Origin of the sequence: Actinoplanes sp. DH11 (assembly GCF_020873875.1) — a bacterium.
In the GTDB taxonomy this organism is placed as follows: domain Bacteria; phylum Actinomycetota; class Actinomycetes; order Mycobacteriales; family Micromonosporaceae; genus Actinoplanes.
Window position 1 is genome coordinate 92741 of the sequence record NZ_JAHWGU010000021.1, and the last position, 25687, is coordinate 118427.

A 25687-nucleotide genomic window follows, 5' to 3' on the forward strand; every position below is an offset into this window, starting at 1 on the left:
CGGTCGGCGTGCCCACCGCGGGGTCCCTCACGCCGACTGGTAGGCGCTGGCCTGGAGCGTGAACAACTGCTCGTAGAGCCCGCCGGCCGCCATCAACTCCTCGTGGCCGCCCTCCTCGACGATCCGGCCGTGGTCCATCACGATGATCCGGTCGGCCTCCCGGACACTCGCCATCCGATGCGTGATCAGCACGACGGTCCGGCCCGCCGCCAGGTCACGCAACCGCTGGTAGACGTCGTGTTCGGCGCGGGCGTCCAGGTTCGCGGTGGGCTCGTCGCAGATCAGCAGCGGCGCGTCCCGGTGGAAGGCGCGGCTCACCGCGAGACGCTGCCACTGCCCGCCGGACAGGTCGGCGCCGTCGGTGAAATGCCGGGACAGCAGCGTGTCGTACTTCCGGGGCAACTCCATCACGAACTCGTGCGCGTCCCCCGCGCGCGCCGAATCCTGCACCCGTTCCAGTGTGGCCGGCTGGTCATGCCTGCCGATCGCGATGTTCAGCCGGGCCGACAGCGGCCACCGGGTCGGTTCCTGCATCACCACCGCCACCCGGTCCCGCAGCGACTCCGGGTGCAGCCGCGACACGTCGGCGCCGTCCCAGGTGACCGTGCCCTGCTGCGGCCGGTACAGCCCGGCCAGCACCGCGGCGAGCGTCGACTTGCCGGAACCGTTCTCACCGACCAGCGCGATGATCTGCCCGCGGCGCAGGGTGAGGCTGACCCCGTCCACGGCCGGCCGTTCCGCGTCCGGGTAACTGAACGTCACCCCGTCCAGCACGATCTCGGTGAACCGGGCCGGGGCGTGCCGGTCCGGTGCCGGCTCCGCCCGATCCAGCGACAACTCGCAGAAGCCCTGGAAACCCGCGAAGTACAGGCCGTTCTCGTACACCCGGTTCACCGAGAACGCCAGCTCACGCAGCTTGCCGATGCCGATGTTGATGGCGTAACCGGCAGCACCACCGGCGGCCAGATCCATCCGGCCGGTCCAGAGCAGCCACAGCAGCACGGCGTACGTCACGCCGCTGACCAGGCCGCTCAGCGCCTGCCCGTACAGGTTGCTGCGGACCTGCTGGGTCACCACCCGGACCTCCTCCGTCGTGGAGATCCGCAGCAGCCGGGCCACCTCGGCGAGCAGGAACCGGCGCACCGTGAACGCCCGCAACTCGCCCGCCGGTTCCCGCGCCGCCAGCATGTGCGTGAGCATCCGCTGCCGCCGCCACACCGCGATCAGCCGCAACTCGCTGCGGTACCCGAGACGTGCCGCGCGCACCGCCGCCCACCCCGTCGGCAACGCCGCCAGTGCCAGCAGCGGCAACAGCACCGGATGCAGTACGGCCAGCACACCGGCCGCCGCGACCAGCCCCACCGTGTTCGTGAGAACCTCGACCCCGACGTCCACCATCTGCTGCGCCGCCGGAATCCCCCGATCCCGGGCCCGTTCCATCGAATCGCGCCACTCCGGGTCGTCGAACGTCGCCAGATCCACCCGCGTGGTCAAATCGAGCAGCCGCATCTCGGCGGCCTCGAACACCATCGGCGACAACCGCCCGTGCGCCGCCGTGGCAGCCGAGGTAAGAATCCCGCGAACGGCGAAAGTGCCGACCAGGAACAACAGCGACGGTACGGCCGCGCGCACCCGCTCCGGCGTAGGACCAGCCTGCAACAACCCCTCGAAAACGCCGACCACACTGATCAGCCCGAGCGCTGCCGCCACACCGGCGGTCAGTTGCAGCACCAGGACGGCGGCGGTGGTCCGGGCGCTGGCACGCCAGGCCAGCAGCCAGGCATCCCGGAGCAGCCGCGGCAGGCGGCGCAGCATCCGCAGGAAGGTGGTGTTGGCGGCCTCTTCGGTGCTGGTCAGCCAGTAGGGAACGGCAAGCTCCCCATCCTCCTCCGCCTCCAGCAACACCTCCGACCGATCCGACGCCGCCCCACCCCCACCCTTCCCGGCCGCCCGCACGTCATCGCCGTGGCCACTTCCCGCAGGCCGTTCCTCATCGCCGTGGCCACTTCCCGCAGGCCGTTCCTCATCGCCGTGGCCACTTCCCGCAGGCCGTTCCTCATCGCCGTGGCCGCTTCCCGCCGGCCGCGCGTCGTCGTGGTGGGCGTTGGCGGCGGATTCGGTCTCGGTGCGGCCCGGTGCGTCGCTGTCGTCCGGCATCGGCGGTCTCCTGCTCGAGGGTCCGTCACAGCGAAGCTCCGCAAGCGCGACGGGGGCGCGCGACGCACGGACGGCGCGCCGGGATGAGCGCGCCGGAAGCTCTGCCTCGTTCCTACGCCCGCCCGCCGGGCAATGTCCACCAGGATTCCGCCTCACTCACGCCGGCTCCCACGACGTCTCCCATGACCGTCCAAGATGTCGCCGCCCAGCCAACCAGCACCCCCAGCCGGCCGGCAGCACCACAGCCAACCGGCACCGCCGACCCAACCAGCACCACCCAGCCAGCCGGTACCGCGCAGCCAACCGGCACCACCAGCCAACCGGCACCACCAACCCAACCGGCACCAGCCAGCCAACCGGTACCGCGCAGCCAACCGGCACCGCCCACCGGCACCACTCAACCAATCAGCGCCACCCAGTCGGACAGAAGAAGGCCCATGGCGAGCGACCGCCCACGATCGACCCACAACCGCATTCGACAGAGACCGCGGCAGTAACCCGGCGGAAGATTCGACCCGGCGGCAACACTGCCCGTCAGCAGGCTACGGGCCGATGGCACATCGCTGGCCGGCAGCGGGCAGGCCGGCAGCACGCGGCAACAGGCGGCCGCACGCGGCGGCAGGCAGGCAGGCAGGCAGCGGCAGGCAGGCAGGCGGCAGGCAGGCAGGCAGGCAGGCAGGCGGCAGGCAGGCAGGCAGGCGGGCAGCGGCAGGCAGGCAGCGGCGGAGTCCCTGGCCTGCCCGCTTACGGCCGCTGCACCCTGCTCACCGTCCAGCCAGGCCGCCCACACAGGAACCCCGGCCCATCGGACGCCGTCCCCGTCGAGATGTTGATCTGCTAGCGCTACAAAATCGCTGTGATCAAGGGGTCAAAACCGCGATTTCGCACCGCTAGCAGATCAACACCGCCTCCAGATCCAGCGCAGCCGACCGCAGCCGCTTGTTCAGAGGGGACCCCAACAGAGCCGAGAGCAAGCAGCACCCCAGCCACTCGTCCGAACGGACCTCACAGAGCCGAAGGCAAGCAGCACCCTGCCCGCCGCCTGGCGACAGCGTGCGCACCTTGCACACCTGAACACCAGCACAAGCCGGCGGAAGAGAGCGCTGCTTGACAAGACCACAGGAAACCCGTCAATCGAGCAGGGCGGTCAGCCTCGCCGCCTGTGTCTCCCAGCGCCACTCGCGCTCCACCCAGGACCGGCCGGCCGCGCCCATCGCGCGGGCCCGCGCGGGGTCGCTGAGCAGGTCGGTCGCGCGGGCGGCGAGGGTGGGGACGTCGCGGCCGCCGACCACGAAGCCGGTTTCGCCGGGGCGAACCGCGTCGGGGGCGCCGCCCGAGTCGCCGCCGATGACGGGGAGGCCGGTTGCGGAGGCTTCCAGGTAGACGATGCCGAGGCCTTCGACGTCGAGGCCGGCGGCGCGGGTGCGGCAGGGCATGGCGTAGACGTCGCCGGCGGCGTAATGCTCGGGGAGTTCCTGCCAGGGCACGGAGCCGGTGAAGACCACGTCGGACTCGACGTCGTGCTCGCGGGCCAGGCGTTCCAGGGTTTTGCGGTGCGGGCCGCCGCTGACCAGGAGCAGTGCGGCGCCGGGGACGCGGCGGCGGATGGTCGGCAGGGCCCGGATCAGCATGTCCTGGCCTTTGCGGGGCACCAGCCGGGAGACGCAGACGAGGACGGGCCGGTCGGTGAGGCCGTGCCGTTTGCGCACCACGGAGCCGTCGACGCCGGGGTGGAACGTGTCGACGTCGACGCCGGGCGCGAGCCGGCGCAGGTCGGTCAGCCCGTGCAGGGCGCGGTCGAGCCGGCTCCGCTGGTATTCGCCCAGGTAGGTGATGACGTCGGTGCCGCGGGCGATGCGGCGCAGCAGGGCCCGGGCGCCGGGCAGCGCGGCCCAGCCGATCTCGTGGCCGTGGGTGATGGCGACGGCGCGGCGGATGCCGGCGTCGCGCCGCAGGCCGTGTGCGAGCAGGCCGAGCGGCGCGGCCGCCCCGAACAGCACCGTGTCGCACCCGTGTGCCCGCGCCAGCTCGGCGGCCCGCCTGCCGACGGCGGGGGTGGGCAGCAGCACGCCGGTGTCCTCCCGCACCACATCGAACGGCTGCTCGGCGTCGAACGCCGCGGAGCCGCGCCACTGGGAGGTGTAGACCACGACCGAGCCGGCCGGCTGGCGCACCGCGAGGTTGTGCACGAACTGCTGGATGCCGCCGGGCCGGGGCGGGAAGTCGTTGGTGACCAGCAGGGTGCGGGCCATCAGCGACCGGCCCTGGCGTAGGCACGGGCCGCGGCCATCCGCTGCACGGTGGACGGATGCGAGGCGAACATGGCGTGCTCCCAGTGCGGTGGGTCGGGGTCGGAGAGGTTGACGGTGCCGAGCCGGCGCTGCATGGCCTCGAAGGTCGCCGGGTCACCGGTCAGGTCGAGGGCGTGGGTGTCGGCCCGGGCCTCGACGCGCCGGGACACGAAGGCCTGTGCCGGCCCGGCCACCAGTCCGGCGACGGTGGTGACCGCGAGCAGCAGGCCGATCGCCCGCGGCTCGGCGATGGAGTCCACCCCGGCCAGCCGCAGCAGGGCGCCCCAGGAGCCGAGCAGGTAGAGCGCGATCACCGCCGCGGCGGCACCGAGCGCCCCGGTGACGGTGCCGGTGAGCACGTCGTTGTCCTTGGCGTGGCCGAGCTCGTGCGCGGCCACCGAGACCACCTCGTCGGGGGTCGCCTCGGTCAGCATGGTGTCGTAGACGACGATCCGCCGGGTCGGGCCGAGCCCGGAGACGTAGGCGTTGACCGCCCGGGTGCGCCGGGACGCGTCGGCGACCAGCACGTCCTTGACCGGCACGCCGTCACGCTCGGCCAGCGCCAGCAGCTCGGTGCGCAGCGGGCCCGGCGGCATCGGGGTGAACCGGTTGAAGATCGGCTCGACGAGCACCGGCAGCACGAACGAGAGCAGCACGACCAGCCCCGCCACACCGGCCGCGCCGAACGCCCACCACCAGCGCGGCGCGAAGTGGGTGACGGTGAAGAAGCCGGCCAGCACGGCGCCGCCGAGGACGAGACCCACCCCGTACGACTTGAGCAGGTCGACGCCCCACCCGCCCCAGCTCTGGGTGGAGATGCCGTAGCGCACCACGACGGTGTGCCGCCAGATCGCGATCGGCAGGGTGAGCACCTCGGTGACGACGACGACCAGGAGGCCGCCGAGGACGGCCCGGGCCAGCCAGTGGTCACCGAACGGGCGGCCGGCCAGCTCGACCAGGCTCGCGCCGAGCGGGGTCAGGCCGAGCACCAGCGCGGCGACCAGGCCGATCGCCATCGCCGTGTAACGCCCGGGGCGCAGCTCGGCGTGGAACGCCCGGGCCCGGGCCACCTGCTCGGCGGGGAGCTGGCGGAGCGCGTCGAGCTGGTCGGCGCGCGGGGCGGGAGCCCGGTGCCACGGCACTTTCGCCGCGGCGAACGCGGCCAGCGCACCGAGCAGCACCACGAGCGTCACGGCGGCCCAGTGCCTCGGCGTCATCTCATCCCTTCCACGGCCGCTCAAGTTTAGACATCGATCACGCCACGTGCCGGTCGCCCGGGAAGCGGCGCACCACCACCGGCGGCTCGGGAGTCTCCAGCAGCTCGACCTCGAAACCGGCCAGCTCGAACGTCTCGATCGCCCGCAATTCACCAGGGGTCAGGTCGGCGAGCCCGTCGGGGGTGTCGATCAGCGCACTGACCAGGCACCCGTTGCATTCGTCACGCCGCTCGGCACAGCGGCCACAGTCGATGATCATTACCCCTCCTCAAAGGGCGGCGGTCACCATCGGTGACAGTCACGCTATGCGAGGGGTATGACAAAAAATGTGGATCAAGAACGCGAAAGGCGCCTGAGCAGCGAATCAGCACCCATCGGGTACGCACCGTGGCGGCGCACGCCGTCGGCCACCTCGCGGTCCGAGGACACCACGACCACCGGCCGGCCCGGCGGCTCGGCCCGGACCAGCTGGCGGATCAGCTCGTCGGCGGTCGTCCCCTTGCGGGAGAAGAGCACCCGCACCCCGCGCGGCGCCGGTGGCAGCCCGTGCACCCGCTCGGCGCCGTCGAAGACCACCGTCACCTCGTCGCCGGTCTGCGCCGCGATCCCGCCCAGCCCGGTGATCAGCCGCTTGCGCTGCTGTTCCAGCGACATCTCGGCGAACCCGCGCTTGGTCACGTTGTAACCGTCCACGACCAGGTGCGCCCGGGGCAGGGCGAGCAGCTGGTCGAGCCGGCCCGGGTCGTCGGTGTCCTGCGCCCGGGCCTGCGACCGCTCCGGCGCGCCGGGCCGGTCGGCCGCGGCGTCGGCCACGAAGTCGGCGGGCAGCTTGTCGGTCGGGCCGAGGGCGAGCTCGCGGCGCAGCCCGGTGGCGGCCTGCCCGATCGTCTCGAGCAGCAGCCAGAGCCGGGCGTCGTCGACCGCGCGGGCGTCCTTGGCGGCCTGCTTGCCGGTGGCCGCGGCGGCCTCCGCGTCGGCCAGCCGGCCGCGCAACCGCCGTACCTCCGCCTCATGGTCGAGGGCGGCCCGGGCCGCCCTCCCTTTCTCCGTCGCCAGCAGGTCGGCCGCCCGTTTCTGGGCGGCCTGCGCCTCGCGCAGGGCCTTCGACGTGGTCCGCGCCTCCTCACGCAGCTGGCCCAGCTCCTCCCGGACCCGGGCGAGCTCGTCGCGCAGCTTGTCGGCCTCCACCCGGGCCACCGCCCGGTCGTGCTCGGCACGGGCGGCGCGCTGCTCGGCGGCGCGCACCTGACCGGTGACGGCGGCGCTGTCGGCCTCGGCGCGGACCGCGTCGCCGGCGGCGCCGATCAGCGTCCGCCAGCCGTCCGGCCGGGCCAGGTAGGCCAGCGCGGCCACCTCGACCGGGTCGGCGGCGGCCGGGGCGACCCCGCCGGACACCGCGGTGCCCAGGTCACCGGCCTCGTCGACGATCCGGGCACCGATCCGCTGCCGGAACAGCGGGTCGGCGACGAGCTGGGCGGCGATGTCCCGGCCGCCCAGCCGGGCCCGGCGGTTGGGTGCGAACCGGGCGACCCGGCGCAACGGCACCGGGATCTCGTCGGCGGGCAGGCCGGGCAGGGCGGCGGCGGCCAGGGTGGTGATCCGCTGACGGACAGCTTCGGGGAGCACGGGCTCGGGCACGAAGTCCGCCGCCTCCTCATCGGGGCGGTCGTCGTCGGGCACGAACGGGGCGGACATCCACCCATTCTCACACCGGGTACGACGTAATGACCTCTTGCGAGCAAGTGATCTTTTCAAGGAAGTGTCGTACCCCCTGGCTAGGCTTGCCGCCCGTGACACAACCGGCCTACGTGCAGGGCACTCTGGACACGCTGCTGACCGCTGACGGCTCGGTCGATCCCGCCGCGCTCTCGCTCGCCGACACCACCTTCGTGGTGCTCGACCTGGAGACCACCGGCGGTGCTGCCGACGGCGCCGGGATCACCGAGATCGGGGCCGTCAAGGTGCGCGCCGGCGCCCGGATCGGCGAGTTCGCGACCCTTGTCAACCCCGGTGTGCCGCTGCCGCCGTTCATCACCGTGCTGACCGGCATCACCGAGGCGATGCTGCGGCCCGCGCCCTCGATCGAGACGGTGCTGCCCGCGCTGCTCGAGTTCCTGCGCGGTGCGGTGCTCGTCGCGCACAACGCGCCGTACGACGTCGGGTTCCTCAAGGCGGCCTGCGCCCGGCACGGCTACCCCTGGCCGCAGATCCGGGTGCTCGACACCGCGGCGCTGGCCCGGCGCGCGCTCGGCAAGGACGAGGTGCCCAACCGCAAGCTGGGCACGCTGGCCCGGTTCTTCCGCTCCACGGTCGAGCCCAACCACCGGGCGCTCGACGACGCGAAGGCCACGGTCGACGTGCTGCACGGCCTGATCGAGCGGCTGGGCAGCTTCAAGGTGCACACGCTCGGCGACGCGATCGAGTTCGCCAAGGCGGTGACCCCGGCGCAGCGCCGGCAGCGGCACCTCGCCGACGGCCTGCCGCACGTGCCCGGGGTCTACCTGTTCCGGGCCGCCGACGACCGGCCGCTCTACGTCGGCACCTCGAAGGACATCGCGACCCGGGTGCGCAGCTACTTCACCGCGGCGGAGAAGCGGGCGCGGATCTCCGAGATGCTGATGGCCGCGGTCCGGGTGGAGGCGGTGGAGTGCGCGCACTCGCTGGAGGCGGAGGTCCGCGAGCTGCGGCTGATCGCGTCCCACGCGCCGCCCTACAACCGCCGGTCGAAATATCCGGAGCGGGTGGTCTGGCTGAAATTGACCACCGAGGCCTATCCGCGGCTGTCGGTGGTGCGCCGCTTCGCCGACGACGGCGCGACCTATCTGGGCCCGTTCTCCTCGCGCCGGACGGCCGAGCTGGCCGCCGCCGGCGTCTACGACGCGGTCCCCCTGCGGCAGTGCAACCACAAGCTCTCCCTGCGGACCAAGACGCCGGCCTGCGCCCTGGCCGAGCTGGGGCGATGCCCGGCGCCCTGCGAGCACGAGATAACCCCCGAGGAGTACGACGTCCGCGCCGCCCTTCCCTTCCGGACGGCCACGTCGGGTGACCCCGGCCCGGTGATCGACGCCCTGATGGCCCGGATCGACTCGCTCGCCGACCGGCAGCGTTACGAGGAGGCGGCCACCGTCCGGCAGCGGCTGACCGCGCTGCTGCGCGCCCTGATCCGGATGCAGCGGCTGGAGGCCCTGACCCGGCTGACCGAGGTGGTGGCGGCCCGCCGCGACGACAAGGGTGGCTGGGAGATCGCGGTGGTGCGGCACGGCCGGCTCGCCGCGGCCGCCACCTCGCCGCCGCGGGAGCATCCCCGGCCCACCCTGGACGCGGCCCGTTTGACGGCCGAGACGGTCCTTCCCGGACCGGGGCCGGTGCACGCCGCGTCGGCGGAGGAGACGGAGCGGATCCTGACGTGGCTGGAACGACCCGACACCCGCTTGGTGGAAACGCGCGGGGACTGGGTGTCACCGGTTCGTGGCGCCGCGCGATTCGGCACCCTGCTCACCAGGGCTGAGACCGCCTCTTCTGCCTAAGACTCGTCCGTTCGCCTATCGGTAACTGACCGTTCGGATGACGCTCGCTCGCTTAGGCTGTAAGGCACGCGCGACCTCGTGGTGATTCACCTCATTTGGCGGCTTGATGCCTTTGGCGAACAGCCCGATCGGTGATTCGCTACAGGGGACCACGCGGAGCGACTCCACGCTTCGGGTGACGCGTGGACGATCGGTGAGGGGGTGTCCGGGTGGACGTCGACGCCGGCCACGGCGCCGCTCTTGGTCGTGCCCTGCCGGCCGCTGCCCAGACAGTGCCCACCCAGGAGGGCTCCTTCACTCAGCGACTGCGCTCGTTCTTCAGCTTCCAGAGCAACAACGACGACCCGGTCGCCACCCTCACGCGGACGCACCGCAACATCCATCCCTCCGCCGACGTGGCAGTGGTCCGCCGCAGCTACGCGATCGCCGAGAGCATGCACCGCGGCCAGTTCCGCAAGTCCGGTGATCCCTACATCACGCACCCGCTCGCGGTCGCGCAGATCTGCGCCGAGCTGGGCATGGACACCACGACGATCGTCGCGGCCCTGCTGCACGACACGGTCGAGGACACCAGCTACACCCTGGAGGCGCTGCACGGCGACTTCGGACCCGAGGTGACCCACCTGGTCGACGGCGTGACCAAGTTCGACAAGGCCTACTACGGCAAGGCCGCCGAGGGCGAGACGATCCGCAAGATGATCGTCGCCGCCGGCAAGGACGTCCGGGTCCTGGTGATCAAGCTGGCCGACCGGCTGCACAACATGCGCACGCTCGACGCCCGCTCCCCCGCCAGCCGCGCCCGGATCGCCACGGCCACGCTCGACGTGCTGGTCCCGCTCTGCGACCGCCTCGGCATCCAGGCTCTCAAGCGCGACCTCGACGACGTGGTGCTCTACCACCTCGAGCCGGATTCGTTCGCCCGCATCGACGAGCACGTGAAGAACCGTCCCGGCTGGGACGAATACCTCGCCGACGTCTCCGGCAAGGCCCGCCTCGCGCTGCGCCACTCCCGGGTGGACGCCCAGGTCACCCCGCGTCCCCGGCACTACTACTCGATCTGGAAGGACACGGTCGCCGGCGGGCACAGCGTCCCGCTCGACCTGCCACGCATCGCGGTCGTCGTCGACGGCCCGGACACCGACTGTTACGCGGCGCTCGGCGCGATCCACGGCCGCTGGCGCCCGGTCGCCGGCCGGTTCAAGGACTTCATCGCCTCGCCGAAGAACAACCTCTACCGGTCACTACACACCACCGTGGTCGGCCCCGAGGGCAAGCTGGTCGAGGTCTTGATCCGCACCGAGACCATGCACCGCTACTCGGAGTACGGCGTGGCCACCAGCTACCGATATCCCAAGGTGGCCGACGAGCCACCCGGCGCCGACCAGCTCACCTGGCTGAAACGGGTGCTGGACTGGCAGCAGGACACCACGGACGCCGCCCAGTTCCTCGACTCGCTCCGATGTGACCTCGCCGAGGGTCAGGTCACCGTCTTCGCCCACGGCAACGCCTACGAGCTTCCCAGCGGTTCCACGCCCGTCGACGTGGCGTACGAGTTGAGTCCCCGCCAGGGTGACCAGTGCCTGGCCGCGACCATCAACGGACGTCTCGCCCCGCTCAGCTCCCCGCTCCGCGACGGCGACGTCGTGGAGATCTTCTCGGAGACCGACGACCACGTCGAGGTCGAGCCGAACGCACCGCGTGGCCCCCGCCGGGAATGGCTCGGGTTCGTCAAGTCCAGCCAGGCACAGATGCAGATCAACCGGTTCTTCGACGAGAAGAACGAGCCGGGCATCAGCATCGCCGACAAGGTCCGCCTGGGCCGCGCCACGATCGGGCTCACCCTGCGCAAGCACGACCGGGGCCTGGCCAGCGAGGTGCCGCTGCGGCGGCTCGCCGAGGAGCTCGGCTACCCCGACCTGGAGACCCTGCTGGTGGCGGTCTGCGAGCGCAGTCTCGAGCCGGACGCCGTCGTCGAGCAGCTGATCGCCCTGGTCGATCACCCCGACTGACAGCGGCCGGTGCGCACGGGTGCCGGGCCGCACGTGCCACCGGGGCAGGTGCGGCCATCCACTAGCCTTACCGGCGTGAAAATCTCTCGGCAGCTGCGCGGCCTCGCCTATCAGGCTTTCTACGGGTTGCCGTTGCCGGTGCGCCGCCACATCGCCCGGGCGGTCTCCCCGAAATACCTGGTCGGCGCGGTCACCGTGATCCGTGACTCGGAGGCGCCGGCGCCGGGGCGCCTGCTGCTGCTGCGTCAGCCGCCGGGCCGCGGGTGGGGCCTTCCGGCCGGTCTGCTCAAGCGCCGCGAACTGCCCGCGGTGGGTGCGGCACGCGAGCTCTTCGAAGAAGCGGGCGTACGCCTGGAGCCCGGCGACCTGACTCCCGGCGCCCCGAACGCCGTCGTCCACCCGAACGGTGGCGTGGTGGACACCGTCTGGTTCGGTGCCGTCCCGGCGTCCCGGACCGACCTGGCCGTCGACGGCGGCGAGGTGCTCGAGGCCCGCTGGTTCGACGCCGACGACCTGCCGAAGCTGACCTGGCCCACCGAGCGGTTGCTCGGCATCTACGGCATCGGGCCGCGCGCCGGCCAGGTCCCGCCGTCCATCCCGGCCGGTTCCTACCGCGCGCCCGACCAGGCGGCCGGTTCTTACCGCGCGCCCGACCAGGCGGCCGGCTCCTACCGCGCCCCCGACCACACCGAGCAGCCCGGGGAGCAGGCGTGACCGTCGAGGTCTGTGGTGTCGTGCTGGCCGCCGGCGAGGGGCAGCGCCTGCGCCCGCTGACCGAGCTGGTGCCGAAGGCGCTCTGCCCGGTCGGCAACGTACCCCTGCTGGACCACGCGCTGGCCCGCCTCGCCGGCGCCGGTCTGACCGGTCCCGATCAGGTGGCCGTCAACGCCGCCTACCTAGCCGACCAGGTCGTCGCCCACGTCGGCACCCGGACCCATCTCTCCGTGGAACCGGACGGCCCGCTCGGCACCTCCGGCGGCGTGGCCCGGATGAAGGACTGGATCGGCGGGCGCGGCGCGCTGGTCGGCAACGCGGACGCCTATCTGGTCGACCCGTTCCGCGAACCTGGCAAGGACATCGCGGCACTGCTGGAGGGCTGGTCGGGCGACACCGTACGCCTGCTGACCCTGCCCTGCCGCCCTGGTGAGGCGGGCGGGTTCAGCGGCCGCCGCTTCGCCGGTTTCTCGCTGATGCCCTGGCACTGGATCCGCGACCTGGCCGACGAGGACAGCAACCTGGTCCGCACGGTGTGGCGTCCCGCCGAGGCCGCCGGCAAGCTGGAGCTGATCGGTTACGACGGCTTCTTCCTGGACACCGGCACCCCGGCCGACTACCTGGCCGCCAACCTGCACGCCGCCGCCGGCACCGCGCTCGTCGACCCCTCCGCCGACGTCACCGGCGTCGTGACGGATTCTGTGGTCGGCGCCGGCGCCCGGGTCCACGGCACGGTGACCGGCAGCGTCGTCTGGCCCGGCGCCACTGTCGCCCCCGGCGAAACCCTGACGAACGCCGTCCGCGCACACACCGGCCTCACCGTCCCAGCAGCCTTGAGCGCACGGCCTTGAGTCCACGGCCTTGAGCGGGCGGCCTTGAGCGGGCGGCCTTGAGCGGGCGGCCTTGAGCGGGGCGGCCTGAGCGGGGCAGCTTGAAGTGTCGCTGGTTTCGTCAAGCAACGCATGCGCGATATATGCCGTTTTGCCCTGTCCAGGGTCGCGGTACTGAGCATGGCGTCACGATGTCGATGGGGCGGCGGGCGAGCGGCATGACGTTTCTCGCCCTCGGCTGCCTCGCGCCCAACGCGATGCGCCGCGCTGCGGTGTTGATCTGCTAGCGGTGCGAAATCGCGGTTTTGACCCCATGATCACAGCGATTTCGTAGCGCTAGCAGATCAACATCTCGACAGGGGACAGCGAGGGCGGTGACCGAGCACGGCCCGACCGAGCGCCAGGCGACTGAGCGCCAGGCGACTGAGCGTGGGGCGGCCGAGCCTGGGGCGGCCGAGCCTGGGGCGGCCGAGCGTGGGGCGGCCGAGCGTGGGGCGGAACCATGGTCGGGGAGGTGCGGGACCGCGGCTGGGGGCGGTGCGGGAGCACATCGTGGATAGCATGGGCTTGACTGGTTGTCGCTCAATGCTGAGGAGCCCGCAGGTGAACACCGCGATCGTCCACATCGACTGCGCCACCGACTCGATTCCCGAGGTCGCCGAGGCGCTGGCCGCGCTGGAAGGCGTCAGTGAGGTGTATTCGGTGGCCGGCGGCGCGGACCTGATCGCCATCGTCCGGGTTCCGCACTTCGACGGCATCGCCGAGGTCATCGCCGGCAAGATTTCCAAGACTCCCGGCGTGGTCAACACCGAGACTTACGTGGCCTTCCGGGCGTACTCCAAGCATGACCTCGAGGACGCCTTCGCCATCGGTCTCCCGGACGCCGACTGACCCCACCGGCTCGGCCCAAGGCCGGCCGCCAGCCAGGCCAGCCGCCGCCAGCCAGGCCAGCCGCCGCCAGCCAGGCCAGCCAGGCCAGCCAGGCCAGCCAGGCCAGCCGCCAGCCAGGCCAGCCGCCAGCCGATGTCCAGGCCCGCCGACGGCCCCGCCAGGCCGGCCGATGGCCAGGCCAAGCCGACGGCGCACGGGCACGCCCGAAGCACCGCCGGACCGCCGGACCGCAACGGAAAGGCCCGCCGCACCCAGTGCGACGGGCCTTTCTCAACAGCGGGAACTCAGCGGCCGGACTTGATTTCTTCCTTCTTGACCGGACCACCGACGGCCGGGGAGACCGGGATCTCCGCCGGCTTCTCGACCGGGTAGAAGAAGCCCTTCACGGCGGGGGCGAGCGCACCGAGCCGGTTCATCTTCTTCGGGACGACCCAGCCGGCGTACTCCAGCGGGATCGGGTGGCCGTGTTCGTCGACCGGGCCGAGCGGCTGGTGGACCTCGACGAACTGGCCGTTCGGCAGGCGCTTGATGATGCCTGTCTCGACGCCGTGTGCCAGCACCTGACGGTCGTGCTGCTGGAGACCCAGGCAGATCCGGACCGAGATGTAGTACGCCAGCGGCGGGATCAGCACCAGGCCGATGCGGCCGGCCCAGGTCATCGCGTTCAGGCTGATGTGGAACTTGTCGGCGATGACGTCGTTCGCACCGGAGATCGTGGCGATGAACCAGAACGAGAACGCCATCATGCCGATGCCGACGCGCTCCGGGTTGTCGCGGGGACGCTCCAGGAGGTGGTGGATGCGCTTGTCCTTCAACTTGCGCGCCTCCAGCCACGGGTAGGCCATCGGCAGGGTGAACAGCGCGCCGAGGCCGACCACCGCGGGCCAGAACATCGGCGGGATGCTGTAGCCGTTGCCGATCGGGATGTAGATCTGCCAGTTCGGCATGAGACGGACCAGGCCGTCCATGAACATGACGTAGAAGTCGGGCTGCGAGGCCGAGGAGACCTCGGACGCCCGGTACGGCCCGAACAGCCAGATCGGGTTGATCTGGAACAGACCGGCCATCAGCGCGACGACGCCGAAGACGGCCATGAAGAAGCCGCCCTGCTTCATCGCGTAGCGCGGGAACATGCGCTCGCCGACGACGTTCTCGTTGGTCCGCATCGGGCCCGGCCATTGGGTGTGCTTCTGCTTGAACACGATGCCCAGGTGAGCGGCGATCAGCGCGAGCAGGATGCCCGGGATGATCAGCACGTGCGCGATGTAGAACCGGCCGATGATGAACTCGCCCGGGAACTCGCCGCCGAAGACCGCGGCGGAGAGCCAGGTGCCGATCACCGGGATGGTCAGCATGATCGCCGAGGCGATGCGCAGACCGGTGCCGGAGAGGCCGTCGTCCGGGAGCGAGTAACCGGTGAAGCCGGCGAAGAACCCGAGCAGGAAGAGCAGGACGCCGATGACCCAGTTGATCTCACGCGGCTTGCGGAACGCGCCGGTGAAGAAGACACGGGCCATGTGCACGACGATCGACGCCATGAACAGCAGCGCCGCCCAGTGGTGCATCTGCCGCATGAAGAGGCCACCGCGGACCTCGAACGACAGGTTCAGCGACGACTCGAAGGCCGCCGACATCATGGTGCCGCGCAGTGCCGGGTAGGAACCGTCGTACGCCACCTCCTTCATCGACGGGTCGAAGAAGAGGGTGAGGAACGTGCCGGTCAGCAGCAGAATGATGAAGGAGAAGAGCGCGATCTCACCGATCAGGAAGGACCAGTGGTCCGGGAAGACCTTGTTCAGCAGGCCACGCAGCGGGGTGGCAGCCTGGAACCGGTCGTCCACCCCCTTGGCGAAGGTGACGGGCGCGTCTGCGAGATCTACTTTTCGGCGCTTCACGGCCGCTCCCAGAAGTCAGGTCCGACAGTGTCCTTGAAGTCGGACGCTGCCACGAAGAAACCTTCCTCGTCCACTGTAAGCGGCAGCATCGGCAGACGCCGAGTCGCGGGCCCGAAGACCGGCTGCGCGTTGTCGGTGATGAGGAACTGTGACTGGTGGCAGGGGCACAGCAGGCGGTTGGTCTGCTGCTCGTAGAGGCTGGCCGGGCAACCGGCGTGCGTACAGATCTTCGAGTACGCGACGTAGTTGCCCCACATCGAGCCCCGGTTCCTGCCGTTCTTGTCAGCGTCGGCATTCTTGCGGGTCTCGGCCGCGTCGTCCGCCCGGAGGTGGATCAGCAGCGTGGGCGAGTCGGCCCAGTGGTTCGTCGCGCCGTGCGGGATGCCCGGGAAGACGGTCATCTGACCACCGGTGCTGACGTCCTCGGGACGGATCGGGCTGCCGTCCTCGCGGGTCAGCCGGACCGGCTTGCCACCGTTGTGCTCGGGGTTGAAGCCGGTGGTGTACATCATCGGCAGGTCGCCCTTGTGCGGGTCCTCGATGAGTCCACCGACCAGCGGCGCCGCGGCGGCCAGGCCGACCGGGGCGAGACCGAGCGCGATCGCGCCCTTGAGCAGCGGCCGGCGCTGCACGCCGAGCTCGTCCGCGACGTACATCATGGTCTGGCCGGTGATCAGCCGGTCCTCGTCGGAGGACGGGTCGCCGTGCCGCTGCTGGATGGAGAGCTCGTGCGGCAGCAGCTTCTTGGCCCAGGCCAGGATGCCGAAGCCGAGCGCCAGCAGGCCGAGGCCCAGCGTGATGCCGAGGATCGGCGTGTAGTAGTCGCTCATCGTGTGGCCGAGCTCGAACTGCCACGGCCAGATGATGTAGAAGACCAGGAACGCCAGGGTCAGCAGACCGGCGATGGCGAACAGCAGGGAGATGTTGCGGACGACCCGCTTCTCCGCCTTGGAGTTCTGCCCGTGGAACTGGGACTCGTACGTGACGATCTCGATGTCGTCGCGCCGGAGCCCTTCTTTGACGATGTCGAAGCGCGTCAGGTGCGGGTCGTTCACGTCGGTCGGCGGGGTGCCGGCCTCGCCCGCGTGATGCACTGCCGTCATGACTTCCCCGCAATCCAGAGCGACGTGAAGACCAGGAGGACGATGCCGACGAGGAAAATCGCCACGCCTTCCGTCGACGGGCCGTAACGACCGAGGTTGAACAGGCCGCCCGGGTCCTTGTCCTCTTGGAGCTGGAGCTGGATGTAGGTGATGATCGAGCGCTTCTCGTCCGGCGAGAGCTGGTTGTCACCGAAGACCGGCATGTTCTGCGGGCCGCTCAGCATGGCCGCGTAGATCTGGTCGGGCGTCGGGTCGTGCAGGCTCGGTGCGAACTTGCCGGAGGAGAGGGCGCCGCCGCCACCGCCGAAGCCGTGGCAGGAGGTGCAGTTGATCCGGAAGAGCTCGCCGCCGCGGGCCAGCGACTCGGGCTTCGCCTCGATGTCGTCGACCAGAGGGCCGTCCGGAACCTGCGGTCCGCCGCCCAGCTCCTGGACGTACTGCCCGAGCTGCTTGGTCTGGTCCTCGTTGAACTGCGGCTTCTTCTCCTCCGCCTGAGCCTCCTGGCGGGTCATCGGCATGCGGCCGGTGCCCACCTGGAACTCCACGGAGGCGGAGCCGACGCCGATCAGGCTCGGGCCGCGGTCCTCGACACCCTGCCCGTCCCGCCCGTGGCAGGAGATGCAGCTGGTGTCGTAGAGCGACTTGCCCTCCAGAGCGGCAGCGGAGAGCTGGACGTTGTCCTCGGCGAAGGCGCCCGGGGTGAAGGCTGTGTAAACGCCTCCGGCCAGTGCCAGCGCCGCGATCATGCGGACAGCGGCACCGAGTCGCCGGCGCGCCCGGCTCGGCGCGCCGCGCCGGCGGGAGAACACCCGGGCACGCCTACGGGCGGGGGTGTCAGAAGTCATGGGTATGTCCCTCTGGGTGTTTGTTGAGTTCCTCGCCGTCGGCGCTTGGTCACTGCAGCCAATAGATCATGGCGAACAGCGCAATCCACACGATGTCCACGAAGTGCCAGTAGTACGACACGACGATCGCTGAGGTCGCCTGCGCCGGGGTGAACCGGCCCATGGTCGTACGGATCATGTAGACGATGAAGGCGATCAGGCCACCGGTCACGTGCAGCCCGTGGAACCCGGTGGTCAGGTAGAACATCGAGCCGTACCCGTCGCCGTTGAGGGTGATGCCGTGGTGGACCAGCTCGCGGTATTCGTTCGCCTGGCCGAGCACGAAGATGAGGCCCATCACGAAGGTGATGGTGAACCAGCGCCGCAGTGCGAAGACGTCCCCTTTCTCCGCCGCGAAGACGCCCATCTGGCAGGTGACCGAGGAGAGGACCAGGATCACCGTGAACGTCGTCGCGTACGGGATGTTCAGGGCCTCGGTGTGCTTCTCCCACATGCTGTAGTCCGCAGCACGGATGGAGAAGTACATCGCGAACAAGGCCGCGAAGAACATGAGCTCGCTGGAGAGCCACACGATGGTCCCGACGCTGACCATGTTGGGTCTGGTCAGCGAGTGGATCCGGCTCTTGTCGATGGCTGCCGCAGTCACGGCCTCATTATTCATCCGAACCAGGCCCAAGGTCCCCCGGGGTCCCCAATCCGGCACCAAGTACGGCCCGGAATATTCTGTGACCAGCCGGTAGGCCTAGCCTCGAGGGGTGCTTCTCGACGAAATGCCCACACTGGCGGCCTCCGGAGGGGATACTGGACTCCCGCCGTTCAGCGCGTCGGTCATCTTCACCCAGTTCAACGTGTTCAGCCTGATCGCACTGGGTCTGGTGGTCTCCGCAGCGGTGTATCTGTACGGCGTGTGGCGCCTGCGGCAGCGGGGCGACCACTGGCCGGTCGGGCGGACCGCCGCCTTCGTCGCGGGTGGACTCGGCTCCGTCGCGGCGGTCACGGTCACCGGCATCGAGGCGTACGACACCACGATGATCTCGGTGCACATGGTGCAGCACATGGTGCTGTCCATGGTGGGCCCGATCTTCCTGGCGCTCGGCGCGCCGACCACGCTGGCCCTGCGCACCCTGCAGCCGGCGCCGCGCAAGGTGCTGCTCGCGGTCCTGCACAGCCGGTACGTCCGGGTGCTGACGTTCCCGCTCGTCGCGTTCGGACTCTTCATCGCGAACCCGTTCGTCCTCTACTTCACCGGCGCGTACCGGGCGACCCTGGAGCACGTCTGGATCCACGAGTTCGTCCACCTGCACTTCATCGTGACGGGCTGCCTCTTCTTCTGGCCGCTGCTCGGGCTCGACCCGCTGCCGAACCGGTGGCCGTACCCGGCCCGCGCCCTGCTCATGGTGCTCTCCGTGCCGTTCCACACGGTGCTCGGCCTGACGATCATGCAGAGCAAGGAGCTGCTGGGCGGCGACTGGTACCCCAGCCTGGGGCTGAGCTGGCTGGACCCGGTCGCGGACCAGGTCACCGCGGGCGGCATCCTCTGGGCCGGCGGCGAGATCGTCAGCGTCACGATGCTCGGCATCCTGGTGGTCCAGTGGGTCCGCCAGTCGGAGCGCGAGGCGAAGCGGATCGACCGGGCACTGGACCGCGAGGAGGCCGTCGCCGCGGCCAAGATCACAAACACGGACTCCCCGGCACGACCGGAGCCCGACGCCGGATAACGGATTCGGTACGATCCTCAGGACCTACGACGTGAGGCGGGGCACACCATGAGCGACGCGACGCCGACTCAGTACACCGTTCTGCTCTACAGCGACGACGCCGCCGTGCGCGACCGGATCCGGCTCGCCATCGGCACGCGGCCCGCCGCCGACCTGAGCGTCGAGTTCACCGACGCCTCCTCGTGGGAGGAGTGCCGCCGGCTGCTCGACGAGTTCGAGATCGATCTGATGGTCCTGGACGGCGAGGCCGCCCCCGCCGGTGGTCTCGGCATCGCCCGGCAGACCAAGGACGAATATCTTTCGCCTCCGCCGACGTGCGTCGTGATCGCCCGGGCCGCGGACCGCTGGCTCGCGGCGTACGCGCAGGTCGACGCCACGCTGCTCGCCCCGCTCGACCCGGTGACCACCGGGCAGACGGTCGCCGGCCTGCTGCGCGCCCGCCGCGCCGGTGCGATCCCGCTGGGCACCCAGGGCACCCCCGCACACTGACCGGCCGCACGCGGGAGCCGCCCGGCCGCCCACCACGAGAGCCGACGACGAAGGAAGGCCCCGCGATGGCCGCACGTACCTGGCCCAACCTGACGAGTGCCCTGCTGCGCGGCGAGGATCTCGCCACCGAGGACACCGCCTGGGCCATGGGCGAGATCATGGCCGGCAACGCCACGCCGGTCCAGATCGCCGGTTTCGCCATGGCGATGCGCGCCAAGGGTGAGTCGCCGGCCGAGCTGGCCGGCCTGGTGCAGGCGATGCTGGCGGCGGCCACCCTGGTGGAGCTGCCGGAGAAGGTGCGCACCAGCGCGGTCGACGTGGTCGGCACCGGCGGCGACCGGGCCAACACGGTGAACATCTCGACGATGGCCGCGATCGTGACGGCGGCCGCCGGGGTGACCGTGGTGAAGCACGGCAACCGGTCGGCGTCGTCCACCACCGGCACGGCCGACCTGCTGGAGCACTTCGGCATCCCGCTCGACCTGGGCCCGGCCGGGGTGGCCCGCACGGTCGCCGAGGCCGGCATCGGGTTCTGTTTCGCGGCCCGCTACCACCCGGGCATGCGGCACGCCGCCGTGACCCGGCGCGAGCTGGGCGTCCCGACGTTCTTCAACGTGCTCGGCCCGCTGACCAACCCGGCCCGGCCGACGGCCGCGGCGGTCGGTTGTTTCGACCCGCGGATGGCCCCGGTGATGGCCGAGGTGTTCGCCCGGCGCGGTGACTCGGCGCTGGTGATGCGCGGCGAGGACGGCCTGGACGAGTTCACCACGGCCGCGCCGACCCGGATCTGGCTCGCCAAGGACGGCAAGGTGGAGGAGCTGCTCGTCGACGCGGTGGAGCTGGGTCTGCCCCGCAGCGCGCCGGACGCGCTGCGCGGCGGCGACACGGTCTTCAACGCCGATGTGGCCCGCCGCACGTTCGCCGGCGAGCCGGGGGCGGTCCGCGACGCCGTGGTGCTGAACGCGGCGGCCGCCATCGCGGCGCAGAGCGGCTTCCCCGGGGACTTCAGGGACACGCTGCGGGCCGGGATCGCCCGGGCCCAGGACACGATCGACTCCGGGGCCGTGACGGCTCAGCTGGACCGCTGGGTGGCCGCGGCGCAGGCCGCCAAATCCGCGGAATAGAGTCGTTGCGGAAGATAGAACCCAACACGCCGTGGGCAATACACCGGAATGTCCGTTATACGTGAAAGCGTCTGGAATGACATTCGGGTAATTCCACCTTCCGGCGAAGGAGACACCCGTGCGCGAACGCGAACTGCGCTGCGTCATCTGCGACGGCGACATGCTCTTCGAGGTCCCGCCCTGCGAGGACGGTCACGACGACTGCCCCGAGCTGGTCTGCACCCGGTGCGGGGCCGCCGAGGTGGTCGCGCCGATCGTCGTACACCTGTGGCTCCGGCCCGACAGTCGCAAGATCGCTCCCGAGCAACGCCGCGTGGCATAGAAGAAGCCCGCATCCTCCCGGAGGGGATGCGGGCTTTCTCCTTGCTCAGCTCAGTGCTCGGCGGTGTGCCGGGTGCCGCTGTAGTACTCGAACAGCATGCCGCAGGACGAGAAGACGACCGCGATCAGGCCGAAGGCCACCAGCCACCACATCCAGAAGACCAGGCCGATGCCGGCGATCGCCGCGGAGAGCGCGATGCCGAACGGCCAGTAGCTGCCCGGGCTGAAGAAGCCGACCTCGCCGGCGCCCTCGAAGATCTCGCCGTCCTCCCGGTCCTCCGGGCGCAGGTCGATGCGCCGGGCGACGAACCAGAAGAAGCCCGCGCACATCGCGCACAGCAGGCCGGAAAGGATCAGCGCGACGGTGCCGACCCACTCGACACCACCCGTGAAGCCGTCGCCCTGGGTGCCGGACGCGTTGCCGGTCCCGTCGGTGTACAAGCCGTAGACCGTGGCCGCTCCGAAGAGGAAGACGGCAACGCCGGCGAAGATCTTGTATTCGGTCCGCACGTCGAGTCCTACTTCCCTGCCGCTACGTTCTCGGGCTGGTTCCAGCTGCTGTCCTGGCGACGCGTGTTGAACGGCGTCGTCGTGGTCGCATACGACTCGGCACCGGTGAAGCCGATCGCGGCCATCGCCTCCTGCGTGGAGGCACCGCCCGTCTTCGCGCCGATGAACTGGTCGAACCGCTCCGGCGAGACCACCACCAGCTCGAAGTTCATGAAGGCGTGGTACGTCCCGCAGAGCTCGGCGCAGCGGCCCACGTAGCGGCCCTCACGGTCGAGCGTCACCTCGAAGACGTTGCGCACACTGCCCGGGAAGACATCGCGCTTGAACAGCATCTCCGGCACCCAGAACGAGTGGATGACGTCCCGGCTGGTCTCCTCGAAGCGGATCTTCTGACCCACCGGGAGCACCAGGATCGGGATGACGTCCGAGGAGCCGATCGTCGAGGCGACAGTTTTGGCCTCGCGGCCCATCCCGTCGCGGTAGTTGAACTGCCAGTTCCACTTGAACGCCACGACCTCGACGACCTGGTCGGGGTTCTTCGACAGCTTGTCCACGTTGGTCTGCACGATCGCGGTGTAGTAGAAGAGCACCGCGACGATCAGCACCGGCGTGACCGTGTAGAGAATCTCCATCGGCATGTTGAACCGGGTCTGCACGGGCAGCTCGTCGCCACGCTTGCGATACCGGATGACACACCAGAAGATCAGGCCCCACACTCCGAAGCCGACCGCGAGGGCCGCGACGGTTGCCGCGATCCACAGGTCGTACATCTCGTGGGCCTGCAGGGTAATGCCGTTGCTCGGCCACCCGAAGTGGCCGAACGTGTTACCCCAGTCCTCGATCGAGCATCCCGAGAGCAGCGTCAGCAGCGTCGCACCGCCGAGACCCAGCCCGGCCGCCCGGCCTACTGCCCGCGGCCGTGTGGCCGAACTCCTTGCGCCCACCTGCTTCTGCCTCCTTAGCAGCGCCGCCGGGCCGTCGAAACGGACACCAGGCGGCAAGGCTCACCGACGGTCGCACACTACTCGACCAAGCCCGGACGGCCCGCCACCGGGGGGCCGCAGCCGGTCGGAAAGCAAACTCCCGGACAACCGGACGATACCGTTCGGAGTGTGGATTACACAGGCGATCCGGCCGCGGAGCCGATATACCTCGACGCCGCGAGCGCGGCACCGCTGCATCCGGTGGCCCGCGAGGCTCTTCTCGCGTCGCTGACCGACGGCTGGGCGGATCCCTCGCGCCTCTACGCGGCCGGGCGGCGGGCCCAGCAACTACACGAGGCGGCCACCGGGGTGGTCGCCGAGATCCTGGGGGTACGGGCGGACGAGCTCACCTTCTGGCCGTCGGGCACCTCCGCCGCGCAAGCCGCTGTCCTCGGCGGACTCGCCGGCCGGCAGCGGGCCGGCCGCACCCTGGTGCACTCGGCGATCGAGCACTCGGCCGTGCTGCACGCCGCCCGCACCACCGAGGCGGCCGAGGTCGGCGTGGACCGGCTCGGCCGGCTCGACCTGGACGCCTGGGGCCGGGCCGTGTCCGCGCCGGGTGTGGCCCTGGCGAGCCTGATCAGCGCCAGCCACGAGGTCGGCACGGTGCAGCCGGTGGACGCCGCGGCCGAGCTCTGCGCCGAGGCCGGCGTGCCGTTGTTCGTGGACGCGGCCCAGACGGTCGGGCGGTCGCCCGTACCCCAGGGTTGGTCGCTGCTCAGCGCGAGCGCCCACAAGTGGGGTGGCCCGCCCGGGGTCGGTGTCCTGGTGGTCCGCAAAGGTGTGCGGTGGATCTCACCGCTCCCCCAAGATGATCTTTATCGCCCTCGCCCGGCGGGGGCGCCGGACCTGCCGGCGATCGTCGCCGCGGCGGCCGCCCTGCGTGCCGTCGTGTCGCAGGCGCAGGCCGAGGCGGTGCGGCTGGGCGCGCTGGTGGACCGGATCCGGGACCGGGTCGCCGCCACCGTGCCGGATGTGGAGATCGTCGGTGACCCGGTGCGGCGGCTGCCGCACCTGGTCACGTTCAGCTGCCTCTACGTGGACGGCGAGGCCCTGCTGCACGCCCTGGACCGGCACGGGTTCGCCGTCTCGTCCGGCTCCTCCTGCACGTCGTCCACGCTGCGGCCCAGTCACGTGCTGGAGGCGATGGGGGTGCTCAGCCACGGCAACGTCCGGGTCTCGCTGCACCGGGACACCACGCCGGAACACGTGGAGCGATTCCTCGCGGTGCTGCCCGGTCTGGTCGCGGACATCCGGAAGGAGGCCGGCCTGTGATCACGCTGGACTGCCTGGGCCAGCGCTGCCCGCTACCGGTGATCAAGCTGGCGAAGGCGATACCCGGCGTGCCGGTGGGTGCGGTCGTCCGGGTGCTCGCGGACGACCCGGCCGCAGCCAACGACATCCCCGCGTGGTGCCGCATGAAAGGGCACGAGTTCGTCGCCGGCCACGGCCATCAGTTCGACGTCAGGCGGGTGGGCTGAGGTACGACACGACCTGCGGGACGGGGTCCTTCGCGAGGAAGGTGTCGACGACCAGGCGGGGACCCAGGTAGGGCTCGTACTCCGCCTGGCGCTCCAGCACCCGGACCCAGTCGGGGACGCCCTCGTGGTCGCGGGTCGCGTAGCGGGCCTCGACCCGGCGCCGGTGCTCGGCGTCGTCGCCGCACATCACCTCGACCACGCGCAGCGGCACCTCCATCCGGTCGGCCAGGTCCACCCAGAGCTGGCGGGCCGACCGGACCGGGTTCACCGCGTCGATGATCACACTCTGACCGATTTTGAGCTGCTCCTCGGCGAGCGCGGCCACCACGCCGTAGGCGGCGAACCCGGGCCGGTGCTCCTGCACGCCGTAGCGCTGGAGCGTGAAGTCGACCGTGTCGACCGCGAGCACCGACGCCCGGAGCTCGGCGGCGACCTGCCCGGCGAGGGTGCTCTTGCCGACGCCGGGCAACCCGGCGAAGACCGCTAGAACCATGGTGCTTTTCCTACGTTCTACTCGGGCAGGTGCGGCGTGATCTCGGCCGCGGCTTCCTCGCCGTACGCTGCCGCGAAGCGCTCGGTGAAGTCGGGCGTCCGGATGTCGTACTCCTGGGTGCCGACGGTCTCCAGCACCAGGGCCGCGACGAGCGAGCCGACCTGCGCCGACCGCTCCAGGCCCAGACCCCAGGAGACACCGGCGAAGAAGCCGGCCCGGAAACCGTCGCCGACGCCCGTCGGGTCCTCGCCGGTCACGTCCGGGACGACCGGCACGTGAATCCGCTCGATCGACTTGCCGGTGATCTCCACGCCGTCCTTGCCGAGCGTGGTGACCCGGATCTTCACCTCGTCCAGCACCTGGTCGGAGGTGAGGCCGGCCTTGGTCTCCAGCAGCGACCGCTCGTACTCATTGGTCATCAGGTATTCGGCGCCGCGGATCAGGCTCAGCACGTCGGAGCCGTCCATCCGGGCGAGCTGCTGCGAGGGGTCGGCGACGAACGCGTACCCCCGGGCCCGGCACTCCTGCGAGTGGCGGATCATCGCGGCCGGGTCGTTCGCCCCGACCAGCACCAGGTCGAGGCCGCCGGCCCGCTGGTTCACCGGCGCCAGCTCGATGTTGCGGGCCTCGGCCATCGCCCCGGCGTAGAAGGAGGCGATCTGGTTGAGCTCGTCGTCGGTGGTGCAGACGAACCGGGCGGTGTGTGCGACGTCGCTGACGTGCACCGAGTCGCAGTCCACCCCGTGCCGCTCCAGCCACGACCGGTAGTCGGCGAAGTCGGCACCGACCGCACCGACCAGGATCGGCCGCAGGCCCAGCTTGCCCATCCCGAAGGCGATGTTCGGTGCCACTCCGCCGCGCCGCACCACCAGGTCGTCGACGAGGAAGGAGAGCGACACCTTGTGCAGCTGGTCGGCGATGAGCTGGTCGGCGAACTTGCCGGGGAAGTGCATCAGATGGTCGGTGGCGATCGAGCCGGTGACGGCGATCTTCATTTCGGCCCTCGAGGATAGGAAACAGGGGGCTGTTACGCCCTGAGACTACCGGCCGAGGAAGCACAACAGGCCGCCCCGTGGACGGGACGGCCTG

General features: G+C 70.8%; 23 protein-coding genes and 1 pseudogene. 11 read left to right on the forward strand and 13 right to left on the reverse strand.

The window, feature by feature from the left end; translation table 11 throughout:
* Positions 1-27: 27 nt before the first annotated feature.
* The 5 genes from LPA41_RS27610 to LPA41_RS27630 all read right to left on the reverse strand — a co-directional run bounded on the left by LPA41_RS27610 (position 28) and on the right by LPA41_RS27630 (position 7360).
* Positions 28-2157 (reverse strand): ABC transporter ATP-binding protein, encoded by a 2130-nt coding sequence (locus LPA41_RS27610; protein WP_229073809.1) that lies wholly within the window; start codon positions 2155-2157, stop codon positions 28-30.
* A gap of 1130 nt (positions 2158-3287) precedes the next feature.
* Positions 3288-4409 carry a glycosyltransferase family 4 protein gene (locus tag LPA41_RS27615; RefSeq protein ID WP_229073810.1) on the reverse strand — a complete coding sequence of 374 codons (1122 nt, stop codon included), beginning with the start codon at positions 4407-4409 and terminating at the stop codon, positions 3288-3290.
* A complete protein-coding gene (locus tag LPA41_RS27620) occupies positions 4409-5665 on the reverse strand; it encodes a M48 family metallopeptidase (protein WP_229073811.1) in 1257 nt (418 codons plus the stop codon). The genes LPA41_RS27615 and LPA41_RS27620 overlap by 1 nt, the downstream gene beginning before the upstream one ends.
* A gap of 37 nt (positions 5666-5702) precedes the next feature.
* Entirely contained in the window at positions 5703-5924 is a 222-nt protein-coding gene (locus LPA41_RS27625; RefSeq protein WP_229073812.1) for a hypothetical protein, read from the reverse strand.
* A 74-nt stretch (positions 5925-5998) separates the two neighbouring features.
* Positions 5999-7360 (reverse strand): NYN domain-containing protein, encoded by a 1362-nt coding sequence (locus LPA41_RS27630; RefSeq protein ID WP_229073813.1) that lies wholly within the window; start codon positions 7358-7360, stop codon positions 5999-6001.
* Between the two features lie 95 nt (positions 7361-7455).
* Between LPA41_RS27630 and LPA41_RS27635 the strand changes: the two genes are divergently transcribed.
* From LPA41_RS27635 to LPA41_RS27655, 5 genes and pseudogenes are all read left to right on the forward strand, one after another.
* Positions 7456-9192, forward strand: coding sequence for a DEDD exonuclease domain-containing protein (locus tag LPA41_RS27635; RefSeq protein WP_229073814.1), 1737 nt, complete (start codon positions 7456-7458; stop codon positions 9190-9192).
* Positions 9193-9401: 209 nt separating this feature from the next.
* Positions 9402-11201: a bifunctional (p)ppGpp synthetase/guanosine-3',5'-bis(diphosphate) 3'-pyrophosphohydrolase gene (locus LPA41_RS27640; RefSeq protein ID WP_229073815.1), complete on the forward strand. Its 1800-nt coding sequence runs from the start codon at positions 9402-9404 to the stop codon at positions 11199-11201.
* 75 nt (positions 11202-11276) lie between these two features.
* Positions 11277-11801, forward strand: a pseudogene (locus LPA41_RS27645) (NUDIX hydrolase); the annotation flags it as partial.
* Between the two features lie 110 nt (positions 11802-11911).
* Positions 11912-12766, forward strand: a complete 855-nt coding sequence (locus tag LPA41_RS27650; protein ID WP_229073816.1) for a sugar phosphate nucleotidyltransferase — start codon at positions 11912-11914, stop codon at positions 12764-12766.
* A 582-nt stretch (positions 12767-13348) separates the two neighbouring features.
* On the forward strand, positions 13349-13636 hold the full coding sequence (locus tag LPA41_RS27655) for an Lrp/AsnC family transcriptional regulator (protein WP_229073817.1): 288 nt from the start codon (positions 13349-13351) through the stop codon (positions 13634-13636).
* A gap of 284 nt (positions 13637-13920) precedes the next feature.
* On the opposite strand, the gene LPA41_RS27660 is transcribed toward LPA41_RS27655, so the two are convergent.
* Genes LPA41_RS27660 through LPA41_RS27675 form a run of 4 tightly spaced genes read right to left on the reverse strand, consistent with a single transcriptional unit; the run spans position 13921 to position 18125 of the window.
* On the reverse strand, positions 13921-15531 hold the full coding sequence (locus LPA41_RS27660; protein ID WP_229073818.1) for a ubiquinol-cytochrome c reductase cytochrome b subunit: 1611 nt from the start codon (positions 15529-15531) through the stop codon (positions 13921-13923).
* Positions 15528-16634 carry a ubiquinol-cytochrome c reductase iron-sulfur subunit gene (locus LPA41_RS27665; RefSeq protein ID WP_229073819.1) on the reverse strand — a complete coding sequence of 369 codons (1107 nt, stop codon included), beginning with the start codon at positions 16632-16634 and terminating at the stop codon, positions 15528-15530. The genes LPA41_RS27660 and LPA41_RS27665 overlap by 4 nt, the downstream gene beginning before the upstream one ends.
* Positions 16631-17479, reverse strand: coding sequence for a cytochrome c (locus LPA41_RS27670; RefSeq protein ID WP_229073820.1), 849 nt, complete (start codon positions 17477-17479; stop codon positions 16631-16633). Before LPA41_RS27670 ends, LPA41_RS27665 begins: the two co-directional genes overlap by 4 nt.
* A gap of 49 nt (positions 17480-17528) precedes the next feature.
* Positions 17529-18125 carry a heme-copper oxidase subunit III gene (locus tag LPA41_RS27675; RefSeq protein ID WP_229073821.1) on the reverse strand — a complete coding sequence of 199 codons (597 nt, stop codon included), beginning with the start codon at positions 18123-18125 and terminating at the stop codon, positions 17529-17531.
* 124 nt (positions 18126-18249) lie between these two features.
* Between LPA41_RS27675 and LPA41_RS27680 the strand changes: the two genes are divergently transcribed.
* From LPA41_RS27680 to LPA41_RS27695, 4 genes are all read left to right on the forward strand, one after another.
* On the forward strand, positions 18250-19197 hold the full coding sequence (locus tag LPA41_RS27680; RefSeq protein WP_229073887.1) for a cytochrome c oxidase assembly protein: 948 nt from the start codon (positions 18250-18252) through the stop codon (positions 19195-19197).
* Between the two features lie 48 nt (positions 19198-19245).
* Complete coding sequence (locus tag LPA41_RS27685) at positions 19246-19686, forward strand: hypothetical protein (protein WP_229073822.1); 441 nt, start codon at positions 19246-19248, stop codon at positions 19684-19686.
* 65 nt (positions 19687-19751) lie between these two features.
* Positions 19752-20810: an anthranilate phosphoribosyltransferase gene (gene trpD, locus LPA41_RS27690; protein ID WP_229073823.1), complete on the forward strand. Its 1059-nt coding sequence runs from the start codon at positions 19752-19754 to the stop codon at positions 20808-20810.
* 118 nt (positions 20811-20928) lie between these two features.
* Complete coding sequence (locus tag LPA41_RS27695; protein WP_229073824.1) at positions 20929-21132, forward strand: hypothetical protein; 204 nt, start codon at positions 20929-20931, stop codon at positions 21130-21132.
* A gap of 50 nt (positions 21133-21182) precedes the next feature.
* On the opposite strand, the gene LPA41_RS27700 is transcribed toward LPA41_RS27695, so the two are convergent.
* Both LPA41_RS27700 and coxB read right to left on the reverse strand, forming a co-directional pair.
* Complete coding sequence (locus LPA41_RS27700) at positions 21183-21641, reverse strand: cytochrome c oxidase subunit 4 (protein WP_229073825.1); 459 nt, start codon at positions 21639-21641, stop codon at positions 21183-21185.
* Positions 21642-21649: 8 nt separating this feature from the next.
* Entirely contained in the window at positions 21650-22585 is a 936-nt protein-coding gene (coxB, locus tag LPA41_RS27705) for a cytochrome c oxidase subunit II (protein ID WP_229073826.1), read from the reverse strand.
* 168 nt (positions 22586-22753) lie between these two features.
* Between coxB and LPA41_RS27710 the strand changes: the two genes are divergently transcribed.
* A complete protein-coding gene (locus LPA41_RS27710) occupies positions 22754-23899 on the forward strand; it encodes an aminotransferase class V-fold PLP-dependent enzyme (RefSeq protein WP_229073827.1) in 1146 nt (381 codons plus the stop codon).
* The gene (locus LPA41_RS27715; RefSeq protein ID WP_229073828.1) at positions 23896-24105 is read left to right on the forward strand and encodes a sulfurtransferase TusA family protein; all 210 of its coding nucleotides are present in this window, start codon (positions 23896-23898) and stop codon (positions 24103-24105) included. The genes LPA41_RS27710 and LPA41_RS27715 overlap by 4 nt, the downstream gene beginning before the upstream one ends.
* On the opposite strand, the gene LPA41_RS27720 is transcribed toward LPA41_RS27715, so the two are convergent.
* On the reverse strand, positions 24089-24598 hold the full coding sequence (locus LPA41_RS27720) for an ATP-binding protein (RefSeq protein WP_229073829.1): 510 nt from the start codon (positions 24596-24598) through the stop codon (positions 24089-24091). The two genes, LPA41_RS27715 and LPA41_RS27720, sit on opposite strands and share 17 nt — an antisense overlap.
* Positions 24599-24615: 17 nt before the next feature.
* Positions 24616-25593 carry a carbohydrate kinase family protein gene (locus LPA41_RS27725; RefSeq protein ID WP_229073830.1) on the reverse strand — a complete coding sequence of 326 codons (978 nt, stop codon included), beginning with the start codon at positions 25591-25593 and terminating at the stop codon, positions 24616-24618.
* Positions 25594-25687: the final 94 nt, after the last annotated feature.

What these genes read in the sequence shown, in the direction of transcription:
- LPA41_RS27725 (WP_229073830.1), bottom strand. Translation starts at nt 25,593, where the DNA reads ATGAAGATCGCCGTCACCGGCTCGATCGCCACCGACCATCTGATGCAC.
- LPA41_RS27620 (WP_229073811.1), bottom strand. Translation starts at nt 5,665, where the DNA reads ATGACGCCGAGGCACTGGGCCGCCGTGACGCTCGTGGTGCTGCTCGGT.
- LPA41_RS27610 (WP_229073809.1), bottom strand. Translation starts at nt 2,157, where the DNA reads ATGCCGGACGACAGCGACGCACCGGGCCGCACCGAGACCGAATCCGCC.
- trpD (WP_229073823.1), top strand. Translation starts at nt 19,752, where the DNA reads ATGGCCGCACGTACCTGGCCCAACCTGACGAGTGCCCTGCTGCGCGGC.
- LPA41_RS27630 (WP_229073813.1), bottom strand. Translation starts at nt 7,360, where the DNA reads ATGTCCGCCCCGTTCGTGCCCGACGACGACCGCCCCGATGAGGAGGCG.
- LPA41_RS27615 (WP_229073810.1), bottom strand. Translation starts at nt 4,409, where the DNA reads ATGGCCCGCACCCTGCTGGTCACCAACGACTTCCCGCCCCGGCCCGGC.
- LPA41_RS27670 (WP_229073820.1), bottom strand. Translation starts at nt 17,479, where the DNA reads ATGACTTCTGACACCCCCGCCCGTAGGCGTGCCCGGGTGTTCTCCCGC.
- LPA41_RS27685 (WP_229073822.1), top strand. Translation starts at nt 19,246, where the DNA reads ATGAGCGACGCGACGCCGACTCAGTACACCGTTCTGCTCTACAGCGAC.
- LPA41_RS27720 (WP_229073829.1), bottom strand. Translation starts at nt 24,598, where the DNA reads ATGGTTCTAGCGGTCTTCGCCGGGTTGCCCGGCGTCGGCAAGAGCACC.
- LPA41_RS27665 (WP_229073819.1), bottom strand. Translation starts at nt 16,634, where the DNA reads ATGACGGCAGTGCATCACGCGGGCGAGGCCGGCACCCCGCCGACCGAC.
- LPA41_RS27680 (WP_229073887.1), top strand. Translation starts at nt 18,250, where the DNA reads ATGCCCACACTGGCGGCCTCCGGAGGGGATACTGGACTCCCGCCGTTC.
- LPA41_RS27625 (WP_229073812.1), bottom strand. Translation starts at nt 5,924, where the DNA reads ATGATCATCGACTGTGGCCGCTGTGCCGAGCGGCGTGACGAATGCAAC.